The organism is Pseudomonas sp. OV546, assembly GCF_900116845.1.
GTDB lineage: Bacteria > Pseudomonadota > Gammaproteobacteria > Pseudomonadales > Pseudomonadaceae > Aquipseudomonas > Aquipseudomonas petroselini.
The window spans coordinates 794,125-810,292 of record NZ_FPCE01000001.1; the positions used below are offsets into that span (position 1 = coordinate 794,125).

Genomic DNA, 16,168 nt, shown 5'->3' on the forward strand with positions numbered 1-16,168 from the left:
GGCCCTGTCAATGTCGCCGGGTTTTTTCGGGTAGAACTTCGGTGGCTGGTTTTGGGGCTGCTTCGCAGGCCAGCGCAGGGCAAGCCTGCTCACTACAGGGGCGCCTTGCCATTGGGGTAACAGGAACAACCTGGCCTGCGCCAGGCAGGAGCAAATGCGCATCAGTGGAGGGCTTTTTGTGGTGAGCAGGCTTGCCCTGCGCTGGGCTGCGTAGCAGCCCTATCAATGCCACCGTGTTTTTTCGGGTAGAACGCCGGTGGCTGGTTTTGGGGGGCAGGCGTGTCAGGTGGATCAGATCACGTAGAAGCCATGGGTGCCGTCGCGAGCCAACTGGTCGACCAGGCCGTACTCCCAATCCAGGTACGCTTGCATGGCTTCCTTGGGGTTGTCGGTGCCTTCGTACGGGCGGCGGTAGCGGTCGATGCGCGGTGAAGCCAGGTGGGTTTCACCTTCTTGCAGCGGCAGTTGCGCGTTGATCCAGCCGGCGGTGCCGTCTTGCAGCAGGAACACTTGCTTGCCGGTGATGGCTTCGACTTCGGCCACCGCCAGGCGCGCCAATTGGCTGCTGCCGCAGGTCAGCACGTAGCGTGGTGCGGCAGGCACCTTGGCCAGGGCCTGGGACAGCTGGGCGCGCAGCACCCACCAGGCACCAGGGATATGGCGTTTCACGTAGTTGGCGCTGGCGGTGAAATCCAGCACCACGGTGTCGCCATGCTTCAGCCACTCGGCCAGGGTGTGCGGGCTGATCAGCTCGGCCTGAGGCGGGGCCGGTACCGGCGCGACCCAGGCGCCTTTTTCGCTGAAGTGCGCCGCGTGCAGGTCATCCAGCACATGCACTTCCCAGCCCAATTGCGCGAGCCAGGATGCGGACATATTGGCCCGCACGCCGTCGTCATCCGCCAGCACCAGCCGAGCGCCACGCACGCTGGCGACGTGGTCGGTTTCCTGCACCAGTTGCCCGCCCGGCGTGGAGCGCGCGCCCGGCAGGTGACCGGCTTCGAATTCTTCCGGAGTACGTACATCGAACAGGTAGGTGGTGCGGGTTTTTTCCTGCTGCCAAGCGTGCAGGTCGGCGAGGGTGGCACGACCCACGCTCGCCTTATCGGCCACTCGGCGTGCATCCGCAGCGGCAGCCTGGCGATGTGCTTCCGACGTCGGTGCAAAACGTCGCGATTGACCATGGGCAAGTTTCTGCCCGGCCAATGTCCAGCCGATGGTGCCGTTACGCAGGGCCGACACCGGGTTGGCCACGCCGGCATTGATCAGCGATTGGGTGCCGATAATGCTGCGTGTACGCCCGGCGCAGTTGACGATGATACGGGTGGCCGGGTCCGGCGCCAGTTCACGGGCACGCAACACCAGTTCGGCGCCCGGCACGCTGATGCCGGTGGGAATGCTCATGGTCTGGTATTCGTCGAAACGCCGTGCATCGAGCACCACCACATCGGCCTGGCTGTCGAGCAGCGCCTGCACTTCTTCGGCGGCCAGTGACGGCGTGTGGCGCTCGCTCTCGACTAATTCGCCAAACGCCTTGCTCGGCACGTTCACGTCGATAAACAGCTCGCCACCGGCCTTGCGCCAACCGTCCAACCCACCTTCCAACACACTTACCTGGGTATAGCCCAGCGCGACCAGGCGCTCGGCGGCGCGGGCGGCCAAGCCTTCGCCGTTGTCGTAGACGGTGACCTGGGTATCGCGCCGTGGAATGCGCGAATACACCTCCAGCTCCAGCTTGGACAGCGGGATATTGGCGGCGAACAACGGGTGGGATTCGGCAAACGGTGCTTCTTCGCGCACGTCGACCAGGGCGACTTCTTCATGGTCCAACAGGGCCTGGCGAATCCGGGCAAAGCTGCGAGTCGATACGGTGGTCATAGGGCAGGGCTCTTTTCTTTGGACAAATCCCAGATGTTCGGGAGGAAGGCGTTGGAGTAGCCGGAAATAAACAGTTTCTCGCTGCCGTCAGGTTGGTACACCGCGCGGCGCACCGCACCGATATTGGCGCCGTACACATGGATGCTGATGGACACCTGGTCGCTGTGAGCATTGCTCACCTGGTGGATGTCACCGACTTTGGGCGACACCGCTTCAACCTGCCCCGGCACCAGCTGGATCGGCTTGCCTTCGGCTACCAGGCGGCCATCCGGGGCACGTTCAAAACCTTGGGAAAACTCTGCCCCGCGCAACATGCCGATCAGCCCCCACACCCGGTGGTCATGAATCGGCGTGCTTTGCCCCGGCCCCCATACAAAGCTGACGATGCTGAAACGCTGGCGCGAATCGGCATGCAGCAAGAACTGCTGGTAGCGCTCGGGGTCGGGTTGGGCGTATTCATCGGGCAGCCAGTCATCATGGCTGACCAGTTGCGCCAGTAGCTTGCCGCCACGGTGCAGCAGGTCGCCTTCGCGTGGATTGCCGTCGATCAATTCCGCCAGGGCGCCTATGAAGGCTCTGAGTCTCTCGGGGTGTCGGGCCTGGGTCATGACAATTCCATCGTGTGGTCGGTGGTGATGGGTTTATCTAAGCATAATGTTAATAGTTAATATGCTATTTTTTAATGATTAGCTTATAGCTGAAGGTAATTTATAACGGGTCTGAATAGTGTTAGACGTTATCGATCACAGGGTGGGCTATCCAGGCAGCCTTCCTGCAACTATGCTTCGCACACATCTTAATGACTGTTCTCTATGTGCGGCCCAAATGAAAATTGACGATATCGATGCCTTTGTCGAAGTGATTCGTTGCCAGTCCATCAGCCATGCCGCCGAGTCGTTGCAATTGACCCAGCCGGCCATCACCCGCCGTGTGCAGAACTTCGAGCAGGCGCTGGGCGTGGAGCTGTTCGACCGCAATACCAAACCCCTCAAGCCTACGCTGATCGGCACTCGCGTCTACGAGCAGTGCCGGCTGATCCTGCGCGAGATGGATGCCCTGCGCGAGTTGGTGGCCACCGACGCACCGCCTACCGGCGTGTTACGCCTGGGCGTGCCGCAGACCATCGGCGATGTGGTGCTGTTGGACGCGCTCAAGCACCTGCGTACCGAATACCCTGAACTGCGTGCCCAAGTCGCCACCGGCTGGGGCAGCCAACTGGTGGGCAAGATCGAGCGCGGCGAGTTGGATGCGGCGGCGGCGTTGTTCCCAGCGGGCAAGATCTTCCCGGATAACATCATCGGCGAGTCCATCGGCAAGATGGAACTGGTGGTGGTGTGCGCCAAATCCCAGCTGCCGAAAAAGCCGTGCAAGCTGGCGGACGTCTACCAGAACGGTTGGATCCTCAACCCGGACGGCTGCGGTTTCCGTGCCGGTTTACAGCGGACCTTGTCCGATCAAGGCCTGGCCTTGCGGGTGAACCTGGAAACCTTTGGCACCGAGCTGCAACTGGGTTTGGTGGCGGACGGCCTGGGCTTGGGCCTGGTGCCTCGGCCACTGCTGGAGCGCAGCGCGCATCGCGAGCAATTGGCGGTGATGCCGCTCAAGGACTTCAAGCCGGTCATGGATCTGTGGCTGATCTACCCGCACTTCCTCGGCAACCTGCAGGGCCCGGTGGATGCGTTTGGCAAGTGGGTGGCGGCCTCGTTGCACAAGATCAAGGACGCTGCCTGATATGAAAAAAAATAATAATTAGCTTAGATTAAAATGTGCTTTTTATTATTTTTTTGCATCCCCTAGGCTTGCCTGGAAGTCCTTAAGGCCATCCAGGAAGTTTTGCCATGAGCAGCGTCACCTCGATTTCCAGCGTTTCCAACAATGTTCGCCAACGCGTCACTCCAGAAGAATGGGAAGTGCGCGTCAAACTGGCCGCCGCTTATCGCCTCGCGGCCTTGTACAAGTGGACCGACCACATCTATACCCACTTCTCCGCCCGCGTGCCGGGCCCCGAGGAGCATTTCCTGATCAACGCCTTCGGCCTGTTGTTTGACGAAATCAGCGCCTCCAACCTGGTCAAGGTCGACCTCGACGGCACGATCGTCGATGACCCTACCGGCCTGGGCATCAACTACGCCGGTTATGTGATTCACAGCGCTATCCACGGCGCACGCCACGACCTGCAAGCGGTGCTGCACACCCACACCCGCGACGGTATCGCGGTGTCGGCGCAAAAAGACGGGTTGTTGCCGATCTCCCAGCATTCCATCGGTTTTTCCGGGCGGGTGGCGTACCACGGGTATGAAGGCATTGCCCTCGACCTGGACGAACGCGAGCGGTTGGTGGCGGACCTGGGCGACAAGAGTGTGATGATCCTGCGTAACCACGGCTTGTTGACTGCCGGTGTCAGCGTAGAACACGCGTTCCAGCAACTGCAGCAGTTGGAGCGCGCGTGCACTATCCAGGTCGCGGCGCAGGCAGCGGGGAATGCGGAGTTGATCTTCCCGCCGAAGGAAGTGGTGGAGAAAGTCGAGCAGCAGGCCAAGGCACATTCGACGGGTGAAGGCCCAGGGGTGGCGCGGCATTGGAATGCGTTGATTCGGCAGTTGGAGCGTAGCGATACCGACTATAAAAACTGATCTTAATGTGGGAGGGGGCAAGCCCTAATGTCAGTCAGTTAAGACGTAGAAAGGGTAAAAAATAACCTGTGGCGAGGGAGCAAGCTCCCTCGCCACAGGTACAGTGTTTGCCCTTAACTGGCTGGCATTAGGGCAAGCCCCTTCCACCTTGGGTTTTGTGTTGTTCTCAGGCTACCTGCTTGGCCTGCTCGCGTTCTGCGATGAGTTGGCGGGTGAGGGGGATCAGGCGCTTGCCGTAGTCGATCGCATCATTGAGCGGATCAAACCCACGAATCAGGAACGTGGTAATCCCCAGGTCGTAGTAATCCACCAGTGCTTCCGCGACTTGCTCGGCGGTGCCCACCAACGAGGTGGAGTTGCCCTGTGCGCCGAGCAACCCGGCAATCCCGGTCCACAGGCGCTTATCCAGCCGCGAGCCCTGCGCCGCTGCCGCGAGCAACCGACGCGAGCCTTCGTTCGGCGGTTCGCGTCGTACAAAACCATTCTTCTCGGCCAGCGCCGTGGCCTGCTGCAGGATGCTGTCGGCGCGCGCCCAGGCCAACGCTTCGGTCTCGGCGAGGATCGGTCGCAACGACAAACTGAAGCGAATCGTGCGCCCATGCTTGGCGGCTTCGGCGCGTACCTGGGTCACGATTTCACGCACTTGCTCGTAGGTTTCGCCCCACAGCGCGTAGACGTCGGCATGCTTGCCCGCCACTTCGATCGCGGCCTTGGAGGCGCCGCCGAAATACAACGGGATGTGCGGTTGCTGCGGCGATTTAACGGTGGAGTGCGCTCCTTCGACCTGGTAGTAGGTGCCGTCAAAATCAAAAGGCTGTTCGCTGGTCCATTCCTGGCGCACCACGCTGAGGTATTCGTCGGTGCGCGCGTAGCGTTCGTCCTTGCCGATATGGCTGCCGTCGGCACGCAGTTCGCGGTCGTCGCCACCGGTGATGATGTGCACGGCGGTGCGCCCGCCGTTGAACACGTCGAGTGTGGTGAACTGGCGCGCGGCCAGGGTGGGCTGGACGAAACCGGGGCGGTGGGCGATCAGGAATTGCAGCCTCTTGGTCACGCTGGCGGCGTGGGAGGCGATCAGCGTGCTGTCCGGGCTGTTGGAATGGAAGGCCACCAGGGCACGGTCGAAACCGGCGTCTTCGTGGGCGCGGGCCACGGTCTCAACGTAGTCGGGTTGCAGGGTAGGGCCGCTGCGTGGATGGATTTCGGAAGCGTGATGGCCGCCGATGTAGCCGATGAATTCAATGCTCATGGTCTGTCCTTATCTGGGGCGTGGTCTCTTGCGGGATGGGCACCTCCACCGGGCAGGGGGTCGGATATTCATGTCCAAAGTAGGGGCAGGGACAGCGCCTGTAAAATGCCGTTTGGTTCTAACCTAATTATTAAAAAAAATAGTATTAACCTTTCGCTGTATCAGGAAAATGCATTTTAGCCTGAAGCCTCGTCGGGCTTTCAGCACCATCCTGACCGTAGATAACGTTGTAATTTCCCCGATGCTCAGGTCTGATGGGCGCCGAAAGGGGCACGTCGATGGTTGGGGAATGATGCGCGCAGAACTTGCACACTATGGCGGCATTACCGTCATGATTCCGGCCGCCATCATCATTGCGGTGTGGCTGAGGTATTCGAACCCATGGGCACTTCGCGCCTGGGTCATCACCGTCGGCGTTAGTTATTCGATTGTCGCGTTCAGTAAGTTGCTGTTCAAAGGCTGGGGTTTGTCGTTTGAGCCTTTGGACATTGCCGTATTAAGTGGGCATGCCATGAACACGACCCTGATGATCACCGTGGCAGCGAGTCTGATTGCGCGCCAGTTCAATCCGCTATTACGCTGGCCGGCGGCGGGGGTGGGGTTAATGGCCAGTGCCTGGTTCAGTGCCTATTGTGTTGCGCCTTACATCCATCCGCTGAACGAAGCATTGGCCGGTGCCACGCTGGGGGCTGTGGCGGCCATGGCGTTTCTGTGGCGAATCGAGCCCGTTGACGTCAAGGTTTCCCCGGCCTACATCGGTGCCGGCCTGGCAGCCTTGCTGGTGTGCGCCATGGCGCCCAAGTACAACGCCGAGTTGCTGCTCAACCGCGTGGCAATCACCCTCTCAGGTGCCGAACGCGCCCATCAAGAGCCTTCCTGGCGACTGGAAGCAGCGCACAGCAGGGCCGAGTAAGTCACCAGGTCCAGCGCCCGGTTGCTTTCCACCATCAGTTCCAGCAACACCGTTTGCGCGTTGAAGCGCTGCACATCCCCGCGACGCCGCGCCTCGATCATCTGCTTGAACAGCGTATGGGTGATCTGCTGCGGCGAGCTGCCCTGCAGCTGTTCCAGCCAACGGCCGATCGCCAGGGTATTGCGCCGGTACTGTGTGCCCACCGCCGGCTCGGCGAAACCTTCAAACATCCCCGTGAGCTTTCTCAGCGCGTAGCTGCGTATTACATCGTCCAATAGGCTCATGGCCGCTCCTCAGTGCCGGAGATATTCGCCAGCAATTCGGCGGTCTTGACCTGCATGAACTGGCTGTCGCCACGACTTTCCACGCACAGGCACACCGACGCCGCATCACTGACCTGCAACTTGAAACGCCAATCGGCAAACACCATCGACAGCCCAGAGCCGGACTCATCGCTATCCAGGGAGTTATCGGCATACAACACCTGCATGCGCTCGACGACGCGGGTCGAGTTATTCACTTCAACATGAATATTTCCCGAAGAAGGAAATAGGCCAATACGCTCTACCAATAACTTTGATGTGTTCATGGCCGTCCCTCGTTGTTGCTCTCAGGCGGCACTTTATTATGCGAAAAGAGAAAAGTAATGGAATGTTATTTTTAGTCGGTTAATACACTTTTGTTATTTTTCGTCTGTCTCGATGGGTAGTCGAAGTCGTGGGCTTGTGATCATAATCGCCTCGCTGCTTGAAGTAAGGTCATCCCTTTTACTACCGGGTTAATACAGTACGGCGCGTGGGAGGTTGCCTTGTTCAATAGGATTTTGATTGTGTGCGTCGGCAATATTTGTCGCAGCCCCACGGCAGAAAAGTTACTGCGCAATGCGCTTGCGTCCTCCGCCATAGAAGTGAGTTCGGCGGGGCTCGCCGCGTTGCGTGATAGTCCTTTGGAGCCTACGGCTTCACTGGTGCTTGCCGAGCACGGTCATGCGCCTGGCGCACACCGGGCGCGTCAACTGACGAGCGATGCGGTGAGTGACGCGGACCTTGTCTTGGTGATGGAACAGCGGCATATCGACGAGGTGCTCAGCCTCGCTCCGGAGGCTCGGGGCAAGGTGTTCCTGCTGGGTAAATGGCAATACAACCGAGAGATCAAGGACCCTTATCGTCAAGGCAAGCCGGCCTTTGTTCACGCGTATGCGTTGATAGAACAAGCCACTCAGGCATGGGCACAACGCTTAGTTAGTTAAATGTGCGTTGAGGCGGTTGGATACTCTAAGGGATCCGTTGGCGTTGAATAGTTAGGAATATTGTTGGGCAGGCTCGAGTGAGAGTTTGTGTATTGAGTGAAGCCGTTAAACGTGCATGGAGCCGGGCGTCTTGCACCCTGTGCCATTCCTTGACTATTGGTTAGAAAAAAGAACTGACTTATGCAATCAGCACCCGCAATCGCGTCGCACAACGGCGAAGAAACTGATCTCGACTTCATGCTGTTGTTGGGCACTTTACTGGACCATAAGTGGCTGATCGGTGGCATCAGTATTGCGTTTATGGCGCTGGGGGCGGCCTACGCCGTGTTGACGCCTCCTGTTTACCAAGCCACTGCGCTGGTTCAGGTGGAGCCGAAAAAAAGCGACATGCTGGGTTTTTCCGACGTCGGCAGCCTGCTCGGCAAGGAGTCGCCCACGGTCACGGAAGTTGAACTGATCCGTTCGCGAATTACCATTGGCACCGCTGTCGACAACCTCAATCTCGATCTTGAGGTGAAGCCCAAGCGCTTTCCATTGATCGGCGACTTCATGGCTCGGCGCTTCAAACCCGCGCAGGCGCAGGCGGTCGCCAGCCCATGGCTCGGACTGTCCAGCTACGGCTGGGGCGGCGAGGAGCTGAGATTTTCGCAGTTGCACCTGCCTGCCGACCTGTTGGGCCAGGCACTGACCCTGACGGCCGGTAGCGGCGACAGCTTTACCCTGTCAGACCAGGACGACACGGTGTTGCTGACAGGGCAGGTGGGTCGTTATTACGAAAGCTATGGCATCAAGCTCAAGGTCGAGGTACTTCAAGCCAACCCTGGCGCGCAATTCAGCGTAATCCGTTCACCGCGGCTCACCAGCATTCTGCGCTATCAGAAGTTGCTCGATGTGGCGGAGCGCGGCAAGGAATCGGGAATTATCGGCCTGGCGCTGGAAAGCACCCGGCCTGCGGCGGCCATTCAAGTGCTCAATGAGGTGGCGCGTATCTATGTGCGCCAGAATATCGACCGCACGTCCGCGGAGGCTGCACAGAGCCTGGCCTTTCTCAAGGATCAGTTGCCGCAGGTACGCAAGGATGTCGAGCAGGCTGAGACAGCGCTGAATAAGTTTCAGATCCGCAACAAAACCATCGATATCAGCCTCGAGGCCAAGGCGATTCTTGACCAGATCGTCGCACTGGACGCGAGCATCTCGGAACTCAAGATGCAGCAGGCCGAGATCGAACGAAAATTCACCCCCCAGCACCCGGTGTATCGGGCACTCCTGACACAATTGGCAGAGCTCACTGCACGTCAGAATGAGCTGGCCAAGAAGGTCGAGAGCCTGCCCACCACTCAGCAAGAGCTGCTGAGCCTGACCCGAGACCTGAAAGTCAGCACCGAGATCTACACGCAGTTACTGAACAAGTATCAGGAATTGGATGTGATGCGCGCCGGCACGGTCGGCAATGTGCGCCTGATCGACACGGCCGATGTCGACTTGAGGAACCCGATCAGGCCGCAAAAAGCCTTGATTATCGTGATCGCCACGCTGCTCGGTGCCTTTGTCGCGATTGCACTGGTGCTGTTTCGCAAAGCGCTCAACCGCGGCGTATCCAACCCCAATGAACTGGAAAAACTCGGCTTGCCGGTCTACGCAGCGATCCCGTTCAGTGCGATCCAGAAAGACATGGACCAGAAGCTCGTTCGTACCAGCAAGCCCGGTGCTACGCAGTTGCTTGCGCTCAGCAATCCCACGGACCTTGCCATTGAAGGGCTGCGCAGCCTGCGCACGAGTCTGCATTTCGCCATGTTGGAAGCCGGTAACAACCGCCTGATGATTTCCGGGCCCAGCCCGCAGGTTGGCAAGACCTTCGTCTCGTCGAACCTGGCAGCGGTGGTGGCTCATTCGGGACAGCGAGTGCTGTTGGTGGATGTGGACATGCGCAAAGGCTACTTGCACAAGGTCTTTGGTATTCCGGCTGAGGACGGGCTGTCCGACCTCTTGGCCAAACGCTGTGAGCTCGGTGCCGTGATCCATCCAACGGAGGTGGAGAACCTTCACGTCCTTGCGCGTGGGCGGATACCCCCGAACCCATCGGAACTGCTGATGCATGCCAACTTCAGCGAATTCCTGGAGCACGTCAGCGCCCTGTATGACCTGGTGATCCTCGATACGCCACCGTTTCTCGCCGTCACCGATGCAACCATCGTCGGACGCCAATCCGGTACCAATTTGATCGTGGCCCGCTTCGAGCTGAACTCGGTGCGGGAGGTGGAATTGACGATGCGTCGTTATCAGCAGAATGGGATTGAGCTTAAAGGCGCGATTTTCAACGGCATTGAGAAACGCTCATCCGCCAAGTACGGGTACGGCGCCTACAGCTATTACCACTACGAGTACACCTCAGACAGCGTTTGATCTTGGATGGCAGGCAATTGCAGTCCAACGCGCAGCACGTCTACCACTGGCCGCAGGTTCAAAGAGAAACGCTATGAAAGTCACCGTTTTTGGCATTGGTTATGTAGGGCTGGTCCAGGGGGCGGTACTCGCTGAAGTCGGTCACGACGTGCTGTGTGTCGATATCGATGCGCATCGGGTCGAACGCCTCAAGCAGGGGCACATCCCGATTTATGAGCCAGGCCTGGAGACCCTTGTCAGGGAAAACCATGCGGCCGGTCGCTTGAATTTCACCACCGACGCCGTGGCTGCGGTCAAGCACGGCGAAGTGCAGTTTATCGCCGTGGGCACACCACCGGATGAAGACGGTTCGGCCGACTTGAAGTATGTGCTGACGGTGGCCGAGACCATCGGGCAGCATATGCAGGCCCCGCTGACCATCATCGACAAGTCCACGGTTCCCGTAGGTACGGCCGACAAAGTCAGTGCGCGCATTGCCGCCATGCTCGCCGTGCGTGAGCGCGCCGACTTGGCCTTTGACGTCGTGTCCAACCCGGAATTTCTCAAGGAAGGCTGCGCGGTGGCTGACTGCATCAGGCCGGACCGTATTGTCATCGGCACTGCCAGCCGGCATGCCGAAGCGGTGATGCGCGAGCTCTATGCGCCGTTCAATCGCAACCACGAAAAGATCATTGTGATGGACGTGCACAGCGCTGAGTTGACCAAGTACGCTGCCAATTGCCTGCTCGCCACCAAGATCAGCTTCATGAACGAGATGGCCAACCTGGCCGAGAGATTGGGTGCCGACATCGAGATGGTACGTCAGGGGATCGGTTCCGATCCGCGTATCGGCTATCACTTTCTCTATGCGGGGGCGGGGTACGGCGGGTCGTGCTTCCCGAAGGATGTCCAGGCGCTGATCCAGACGGCCGAGACCATCGACTTCGATGCCACGCTGCTCAAGGCGGTGGAGCGGCGCAACGTTGAACAGAAACACAGCGTGTTCAACAAAATATCCACGCACTTCAACGGCGAGCTGGCGGGGAAGACATTCGCGCTCTGGGGGCTCAGTTTCAAGCCCAACACCGATGACATGCGCGAGGCGCCAAGCCGCGTATTGATGGAAGCCCTTTGGCGTGCGGGGGCCAAGGTGCAAGCCTTTGATCCGGAAGCCATGGAGGAAACCCAGCGCATTTATGGCGACCGCGATGACCTGCGCCTGTGCGGCACCAAGGAAGCCTGCCTGAAAGGCGCCGACGCCTTGCTGATCGTCACCGAGTGGCAAGTCTTCAAGGCACCGGATTTCACCGTGATCCAGCAGCAGCTCAAGCAGCCGCTGATCTTCGACGGGCGCAACTTGTTCGACCCCGCCAGTGTGCTGAAGAAAGGTATTCACTACGTATCCATCGGGCGACCTCTCAACTCGATATAGGTCTTCCCATGAGCGTGCTTAAAAGAATCGTCAGCGGCATTGGCGCCAATTCGTTTGGCCAGGTGGTGAACCTGCTGATCCAGTTGGTGAGTGTCCCGGTGCTGATTGCCAGTTGGGGCTTTGGCGCCTACAGCGAGTGGGTTGTGCTGTCCGCGATTCCGACCTATCTGGCGCTGTCCGACCTGGGAGTGACCACGGCGGCATCGAGCAAGGTGGTGATCTGGCATGAACGAGGGCGGTTGAAGGTCGCGCGTGCGGTCTACAGCACCAGCTTTGCGTTTTTGCTGCTGGCGGGGCTCAGCGTGTTGTTGCTGGCCGTGGGGTCGCTGGCTTTTTTTGATCTGTTCAGCCTGCTCAATCTCACGTCGATCAGGAGCGGTGAGGGGGTGCTGATCCTCTCGGCCCTGACGGGCTATTCGCTGCTTTGCCTGTTTACGAACATGATCTCGATCCGCTACCGGGCCTGTAAAGCCCTGCCATTGTCGTCATTCATCATGAACGTCATCCGCATGCTGGAGTGGTCGGCCGCCTTGTCGTGTGCCTACCTCACTCAGAGCCTGGTCGCCACCAGCCTGATGCTGCTGGGCGTCCGTTCGGTTGGCATCGTGAGCAAGAACCTGATCGCCAATCGATTGGGCGTCACCCTGGGTTTCAACCCGTCAGCGATCGGCAGGCGCGCGTTCGTGACCTTGATCAAACCGTCACTTGCGTCGCTGGCCTTTCCCATTGGCCTGGCGCTGAACGTGCAGGGGCTGATCATTCTGTTGTCGGTGCTGCTGTCTCCGGCCCACGCGGCGATATTCGGCTTGTACCGGACCATTTCGCGGGTGCTGGTGCAGTTCTCGACGGTGGTGAACCAGTCCCTCTGGCCGGAAATTTCCTATGCATTCTCCATCGGTGACAACCAGTTGGTCAGGAAAATGATCCGGTATGCCTTGAAATTCTCATTGCCCATTGCGTGTGTGATGGGTGCGTTGGTGGTGCTATTTGGCGGGACGATTTTTGATCTGTGGTCGGGCCGCAAAGACGACTACTCCTCCAGCATCATGCTGGTGCTGATTATCGGTGCGCTGACCCACGTGGCCTGGCAGGTCTATTGGGTCGCCTTGATGGCGACGGCGTCCTATTCGTCATTTGCCGTGGTGTTCATGCTGGTGTCGGTCGCCAGCAGCCTGGCGGTATTTTGCCTGGCGCCAGACTATGGGTTGCTCGGCGTCTGCTATGTGCTGGTCGCTACCGAAGGGGTGCTGTTCTGTTTCGCCAAGCGCGGTTTTCATCGTCTCGAAAGGAGGATGGCCCGTGCTGATTAATCACCTGGTCCACCATCGATTGAAAGTCAGCCTGCTGAAGCCGGCCGGGCTCAAGTACCTGGCCAAGCGCTTACTGCTGCTGGGCCGATTGCTCAAGGCCCATCACCTTCAACGTGCCTTGCACCGACGGGGCGCCACCCTGGGATCGTTGGTGATGATCAACGCGGTGGAGTTCGAAGGTGCCGTGGCGCGTTTCAGCGTCGGCACCGGCAGCTTTATTGGCAAGCGCACGTTTATCCAATTGCATGCACCCGTTCGGGTCGGGGCGCATGTGGCGATCAATGAGGGGGTGCGGATCCTGACGGGCACCCATGACCTGGACGATCCCGCGTGGCGGCTGAAGGTGGCACCCGTTGTGATCGGCGATTACGCATGGATCGCCACCGACGCGATGATCCTGCCGGGGGTGACGATTGGCGAAGGTGCCGTCGTAGGCGCGGGCAGTGTGGTCGGCCGCAATGTGGAGCCGTACACCGTCGTGGCGGGTAATCCGGCGCGGGTCATCCGCTTGCGTGCGACGCGTACGTTTACCTACAGCCCGGTCCGGTCAAGTGCTGTCGTCGAAGCCTGGATGGGCAAATAAGATGATCCTGGTCGCTCATCCCGTCGGTAATCAGAATGTCCGTGCATTGCTACGCGCCTTGAATCAACGGCAGTTGCTGCATTCCTTTCATACCTCGTTGGCCCTGCATAAGGACTCGTTGCTCTGCCGCCTACCGGTCGTGGGCAAGGAGTGTCTGCGGCGCACGTTTGATCAGGTCGACGGCGCTTTGCTGCACAGCTACCCGCGCTACGATGTGCCGCGCGTACTCTGCGACAAGCTGAAGTGGTACCGCTTCACGCAGCGCAACATCGGACTATTTTGCCCGGAAAATGTGTACAACCACATTGACCAGGCCAGCGCCAACTTCCTGCACAGGGCACCGCGCAAACCCAGCCAGGTGTACGGTTATGACGGCAAGTGCCTGGGCCTGTTCAGCGCGGCTCGGGACATTGGAGGCATCGCCCTCAATTATGAGGCCGCCTTCGGCTCTATCGCCTACGCGTGCAGGGTGCTTGACCATGAGCGCGAGGCCAACCCGGCTTGGCGGGCGAGCATTCCGAACATCAGTGACGACACGGTACGCAAACAGACCGCTGAGCTGGCCTTGGCGGACCGCATCATTGTGGCGAGCACGTTTGCCAAGCGAACCTTGGGCGATTACGGCATTGCCGCCGACAAAGTTGCGATAACACCCTACGGTGCCCCGGCGCCGATGCTGCGCCATGAGGTGAATGCCCGGCCAGGCGCGCGGTTGAAAGTGATTTATGTCGGTGCGCTGACCCAGCAAAAGGGCATCTCGTATTTTTTCGACGCACTGAGCCTTGCCGCGAGCAGCGTTGCCCTGGATGTCACCGTGATCGGCGCAGACTACGCCAACGGTCGCAACCAGGCGCTCAATAGTGAACTGAAGAAGTACCAGTGGTTCAGTTCTGCGTCCCACGATGAGGTCATCCGGCACTTGCAGGAAGCGGATGTACTGGTCCTGCCGTCACTCGCCGAAGCGTTCGGCCTGGTCGTCGGTGAAGCGCTGTCCATGGGGACGGCGGTCATCGTGTCGCAGAACTGTGGCGCGGCGGACCTGGTCGTCGATGGCTTCAATGGTTATGTGGTGCCGATCCGGTCCGCCGAAGCCATCGCCCACCGTCTGGTGGAACTGGCGCAGGACAAGGAAAAACTCAACGGGTTGAAGCGCAACGCGGTGTTGTCTGCCGGTGGTACGACGTGGGAGAGCTACGCCAAGGGGGTGATGGATGCAATCCTTTGCCAATCCTGACACGGTCAGCCTGCGTGAGCGCTACCGGGTCCGTGTGGTCAGTGCGTTCGTGCTCATCTACCTGTTCATCCTGTTCGAAGGGATCTTGCGCAAGTGGGTGATGCCGGGCCTCAGCTCGGCCATCTATTTCATCAAGGACCCGATCGTCCTTTACATCTATTGGTGCGCCTATCGGTTCGGCTTTTTCTCGAAAAACCTAGTGTCGGCTTACTTCGTCGTGCTGGTGCTGGTGTTCTTCGTGCTGGTGTCGGCGTTTTTGTTGACCCGTCCCGAAGGCTTCGTCATCTACGGGTATGGCGTGCGCAATTACCTGCTGTATTTCCCGCTGATATTTGTCGCCGGCAAGACGATCAGGCTGACGGATGTTTACCGTTTTGCGCGGATCACATTGTTCGCGGCGATCCCGATCAGCGTGCTGGTGGTGTTGCAATATTCGTCCGGGCCACAGGCTTACGTGAACAAGGGCATTGGCGATGATGACTTCATCTTCATGATTGCCGACGGCGTCGTCAGGCCTTACGGCACCTTTACCTTTACCGCCGGGCACGTGGTGTATGTGTCGGCGTGCTTTGCGTTCCTGGTGGCGGCGATTTTCGACAAGGCCTTGTTCCGTGCGGTGTTCGCGCGGCGTTATGTGCTCTTCGGCGTGTCGGCGGCTTCGGTGGCGGTGATGTGCTTCCTCACGGGGTCGAGGGCCATCTATGCGTACGCGGCAATTGTGCTGCTGGCCGCGCTGATGGTCGCCTTGATCAAGAAGTCGCAACGTAACCTGCTGTCGTTGTTTTTCCTGGCTGCTGCGTTATTCGTCAGCCTGCTGATCTTCATGTCCACCGACAGCTACCAGGTGCTGGTGGAGCGAAACCGCAGCGCCGTTGCCAGCGAAGGCTCGCCGGTCACTCGCGCGTTCTCCAGCCTGTATGCCTTCACCCGTGTGGTCGACGACGCACCCCTGTGGGGGCATGGCATTGGTTCAGGCACCAACGCGGCTTCGACAATCCTGCGCGCAGGCCGAGAGCAGGGCGCTGGGTTTCTATTGGCCGAAGATGAATGGTCACGAATCGTGCTCGAAATGGGCCTTCCCGCAGGGCTGATGTTCATCCTGTTCAGGGTATTCGTCCTGCTCTGGCTGCTGCTCAGGTCCTACAAGGCGTTGGTCAGGCAAGGCACGGGTGTCCCGTTGCTGCTGTGCGGCTTCCTGGCGCCAATTTTGTTCAACGGGGTAATGACCATGCAGGGCACGTTCCTGGCGTTTGGCGTGCTCTACGCCTGCCTGATTCTCGCGGCCTGCAAGAAAACCTGAATCAACTC

The 16,168-nt window shown here is 59.4% G+C and carries 15 protein-coding genes; 10 read left to right on the top strand and 5 right to left on the bottom strand.

Annotated features, from left to right (window positions below):
• Positions 1–291: 291 nt before the first annotated feature.
• Positions 292–1,875 carry a rhodanese-related sulfurtransferase gene (locus BM403_RS03760; RefSeq protein WP_093541630.1) on the bottom strand — a complete coding sequence of 528 codons (1,584 nt, stop codon included), beginning with the start codon at positions 1,873–1,875 and terminating at the stop codon, positions 292–294.
• Complete coding sequence (locus BM403_RS03765) at positions 1,872–2,483, bottom strand: cysteine dioxygenase family protein (RefSeq protein WP_012724831.1); 612 nt, start codon at positions 2,481–2,483, stop codon at positions 1,872–1,874. Before BM403_RS03765 ends, BM403_RS03760 begins: the two co-directional genes overlap by 4 nt.
• Positions 2,484–2,700: 217 nt before the next feature.
• Here BM403_RS03765 and BM403_RS03770 point away from each other — a divergent pair, with 217 nt between their 5' ends.
• Both BM403_RS03770 and BM403_RS03775 read left to right on the top strand, forming a co-directional pair.
• Positions 2,701–3,606 (top strand): LysR family transcriptional regulator, encoded by a 906-nt coding sequence (locus tag BM403_RS03770; RefSeq protein WP_046034664.1) that lies wholly within the window; start codon positions 2,701–2,703, stop codon positions 3,604–3,606.
• A gap of 107 nt (positions 3,607–3,713) precedes the next feature.
• Complete coding sequence (locus tag BM403_RS03775; RefSeq protein WP_012724829.1) at positions 3,714–4,508, top strand: class II aldolase/adducin family protein; 795 nt, start codon at positions 3,714–3,716, stop codon at positions 4,506–4,508.
• A gap of 166 nt (positions 4,509–4,674) precedes the next feature.
• On the opposite strand, the gene BM403_RS03780 is transcribed toward BM403_RS03775, so the two are convergent.
• A complete protein-coding gene (locus BM403_RS03780) occupies positions 4,675–5,757 on the bottom strand; it encodes an LLM class flavin-dependent oxidoreductase (RefSeq protein WP_093541632.1) in 1,083 nt (360 codons plus the stop codon).
• 292 nt (positions 5,758–6,049) lie between these two features.
• Here BM403_RS03780 and BM403_RS03785 point away from each other — a divergent pair, with 292 nt between their 5' ends.
• Positions 6,050–6,670, top strand: coding sequence for a hypothetical protein (locus BM403_RS03785; protein WP_371913992.1), 621 nt, complete (start codon positions 6,050–6,052; stop codon positions 6,668–6,670).
• On the opposite strand, the gene BM403_RS03790 is transcribed toward BM403_RS03785, so the two are convergent.
• Together BM403_RS03790 and BM403_RS03795 are read right to left on the bottom strand one after the other, a co-directional pair.
• Positions 6,622–6,954, bottom strand: coding sequence for a hypothetical protein (locus tag BM403_RS03790; RefSeq protein WP_012724826.1), 333 nt, complete (start codon positions 6,952–6,954; stop codon positions 6,622–6,624). The two genes, BM403_RS03785 and BM403_RS03790, sit on opposite strands and share 49 nt — an antisense overlap.
• Complete coding sequence (locus BM403_RS03795) at positions 6,951–7,259, bottom strand: phosphomannomutase (protein WP_224265927.1); 309 nt, start codon at positions 7,257–7,259, stop codon at positions 6,951–6,953. The genes BM403_RS03790 and BM403_RS03795 overlap by 4 nt, the downstream gene beginning before the upstream one ends.
• 219 nt (positions 7,260–7,478) lie before the next feature.
• On the opposite strand from BM403_RS03795, the gene BM403_RS03800 reads away from it, so the two are divergent.
• The 7 genes from BM403_RS03800 (at position 7,479) to BM403_RS03830 (ending at position 16,160) form a co-directional block, all read left to right on the top strand.
• The gene (locus tag BM403_RS03800) at positions 7,479–7,919 is read left to right on the top strand and encodes a low molecular weight protein-tyrosine-phosphatase (protein WP_093541634.1); all 441 of its coding nucleotides are present in this window, start codon (positions 7,479–7,481) and stop codon (positions 7,917–7,919) included.
• A gap of 180 nt (positions 7,920–8,099) precedes the next feature.
• The gene (locus tag BM403_RS03805) at positions 8,100–10,322 is read left to right on the top strand and encodes a polysaccharide biosynthesis tyrosine autokinase (RefSeq protein ID WP_093541636.1); all 2,223 of its coding nucleotides are present in this window, start codon (positions 8,100–8,102) and stop codon (positions 10,320–10,322) included.
• 73 nt (positions 10,323–10,395) lie between these two features.
• Complete coding sequence (locus BM403_RS03810) at positions 10,396–11,733, top strand: UDP-glucose dehydrogenase family protein (protein WP_093541638.1); 1,338 nt, start codon at positions 10,396–10,398, stop codon at positions 11,731–11,733.
• A gap of 8 nt (positions 11,734–11,741) precedes the next feature.
• Positions 11,742–13,043 carry a lipopolysaccharide biosynthesis protein gene (locus BM403_RS03815; RefSeq protein ID WP_093541640.1) on the top strand — a complete coding sequence of 434 codons (1,302 nt, stop codon included), beginning with the start codon at positions 11,742–11,744 and terminating at the stop codon, positions 13,041–13,043.
• Positions 13,033–13,626 (top strand): acyltransferase, encoded by a 594-nt coding sequence (locus BM403_RS32360; RefSeq protein ID WP_305883428.1) that lies wholly within the window; start codon positions 13,033–13,035, stop codon positions 13,624–13,626. The genes BM403_RS03815 and BM403_RS32360 overlap by 11 nt, the downstream gene beginning before the upstream one ends.
• 1 nt (position 13,627) lies before the next feature.
• Positions 13,628–14,860 (top strand): glycosyltransferase family 4 protein, encoded by a 1,233-nt coding sequence (locus BM403_RS03825; RefSeq protein ID WP_093541644.1) that lies wholly within the window; start codon positions 13,628–13,630, stop codon positions 14,858–14,860.
• Complete coding sequence (locus tag BM403_RS03830) at positions 14,838–16,160, top strand: O-antigen ligase family protein (RefSeq protein ID WP_093541646.1); 1,323 nt, start codon at positions 14,838–14,840, stop codon at positions 16,158–16,160. Before BM403_RS03825 ends, BM403_RS03830 begins: the two co-directional genes overlap by 23 nt.
• Positions 16,161–16,168 lie beyond the last annotated feature (8 nt).

What these genes read in the sequence shown, in the direction of transcription:
- BM403_RS03760 (WP_093541630.1), bottom strand. Translation starts at nt 1,875, where the DNA reads ATGACCACCGTATCGACTCGCAGCTTTGCCCGGATTCGCCAGGCCCTG.
- BM403_RS03765 (WP_012724831.1), bottom strand. Translation starts at nt 2,483, where the DNA reads ATGACCCAGGCCCGACACCCCGAGAGACTCAGAGCCTTCATAGGCGCC.
- BM403_RS03770 (WP_046034664.1), top strand. Translation starts at nt 2,701, where the DNA reads ATGAAAATTGACGATATCGATGCCTTTGTCGAAGTGATTCGTTGCCAG.
- BM403_RS03775 (WP_012724829.1), top strand. Translation starts at nt 3,714, where the DNA reads ATGAGCAGCGTCACCTCGATTTCCAGCGTTTCCAACAATGTTCGCCAA.
- BM403_RS03780 (WP_093541632.1), bottom strand. Translation starts at nt 5,757, where the DNA reads ATGAGCATTGAATTCATCGGCTACATCGGCGGCCATCACGCTTCCGAA.
- BM403_RS03785 (WP_371913992.1), top strand. Translation starts at nt 6,050, where the DNA reads ATGCGCGCAGAACTTGCACACTATGGCGGCATTACCGTCATGATTCCG.
- BM403_RS03790 (WP_012724826.1), bottom strand. Translation starts at nt 6,954, where the DNA reads ATGAGCCTATTGGACGATGTAATACGCAGCTACGCGCTGAGAAAGCTC.
- BM403_RS03795 (WP_224265927.1), bottom strand. Translation starts at nt 7,259, where the DNA reads ATGAACACATCAAAGTTATTGGTAGAGCGTATTGGCCTATTTCCTTCT.
- BM403_RS03805 (WP_093541636.1), top strand. Translation starts at nt 8,100, where the DNA reads ATGCAATCAGCACCCGCAATCGCGTCGCACAACGGCGAAGAAACTGAT.
- BM403_RS03810 (WP_093541638.1), top strand. Translation starts at nt 10,396, where the DNA reads ATGAAAGTCACCGTTTTTGGCATTGGTTATGTAGGGCTGGTCCAGGGG.
- BM403_RS03815 (WP_093541640.1), top strand. Translation starts at nt 11,742, where the DNA reads ATGAGCGTGCTTAAAAGAATCGTCAGCGGCATTGGCGCCAATTCGTTT.
- BM403_RS03825 (WP_093541644.1), top strand. Translation starts at nt 13,628, where the DNA reads ATGATCCTGGTCGCTCATCCCGTCGGTAATCAGAATGTCCGTGCATTG.
- BM403_RS03830 (WP_093541646.1), top strand. Translation starts at nt 14,838, where the DNA reads ATGCAATCCTTTGCCAATCCTGACACGGTCAGCCTGCGTGAGCGCTAC.